The organism is Pseudomonas lundensis (assembly GCF_001042985.1).
Classification (GTDB): Bacteria; Pseudomonadota; Gammaproteobacteria; order Pseudomonadales; family Pseudomonadaceae; genus Aquipseudomonas; species Aquipseudomonas lundensis.
The window spans coordinates 1-909 of record NZ_JYKY01000080.1 but is presented as its reverse complement, the minus strand read 5'-3'; the positions used below and the strand labels follow the sequence as shown (position 1 = coordinate 909).

Here is a 909-nt window from a genome sequence, read left to right as displayed (position 1 = left end):
TGTAGTGGTCAACTTATCCCGGACACGACTTTAAGTTTTTCCTCGGCCCGCGCTGGAGCCAACCCATCGTTGAATTGATGAGGCCTAATCCAATTGTAGCGATGCATCAAAAAATGGCTGATATCGCGCTGTGCTTCCTGCGCAGTTCGATAGCCCACGGTCGGTATCCATTCTGTTTTCAAGCTGCGAAATACGCGCTCCATCGGTGCGTTATCCCAGCAGTTTCCTCGTCGACTCATGCTCTGGCGCATGCGGTATCGCCACAACCGCTGGCGAAAGAGTCGGCTTGCATATTGCGATCCCTGGTCCGAGTGGAATAGCAGATCCGAAGGCCTGCCACGCTGCTCGTAAGCCATATCTAGCGCTTTGATCACCAGCTCAGCGTCTGGCTTTTCCGACAGCGCCCAGCCCACGATCCGACGCGTACAAAGATCCAGGACGACAGCCAGGTAATGCCACTTTCCTTGCGCCCAAATGTAGGTGATATCGCCGCACCAGACTTGATTGGGCGCTGGCACGTCGAACTCGCGGTTCAATGTGTTCGGGATATCCAGTCTTTCTACTGTTGCTCGTTTGTAGGCATGGGAGCCGGGTTGTTTGCTGACTAAATCAAGCTCGCGCATCAAGCTGCGCACTTTGAATCGACCGATCTGCTCACCGTCTTCACGCATCAGCGACAAAATGCTGCGACTGCCCGCAGCACTGCGACTTTGTGAGAACAGCTCACTGACACGCCTACGCAATCGAAGCCGTTCAACAGCGGGTGAGCGGCGCCGCAGGCGCTGGGCGTAGTAACACGAGCGAGTGACGTCAAACACCTTGCACAGCCAATCAACCGGCTCATGTGCGCTCAACTGGTCAATCAGCGCGAACGCTCGTGATCTTCCGACATCAAGAGCGCGGTAGCCT

Annotated in this window: 1 protein-coding gene; it reads right to left on the bottom strand. The window is 55.6% G+C overall.

The window, feature by feature from the left end; all coding sequences use genetic code 11:
- Positions 1-8: 8 nt before the first annotated feature.
- Positions 9-909: IS3 family transposase (locus TU74_RS22945; protein WP_082149938.1), on the bottom strand; the 901-nt coding region annotated here is incomplete at its 5' end.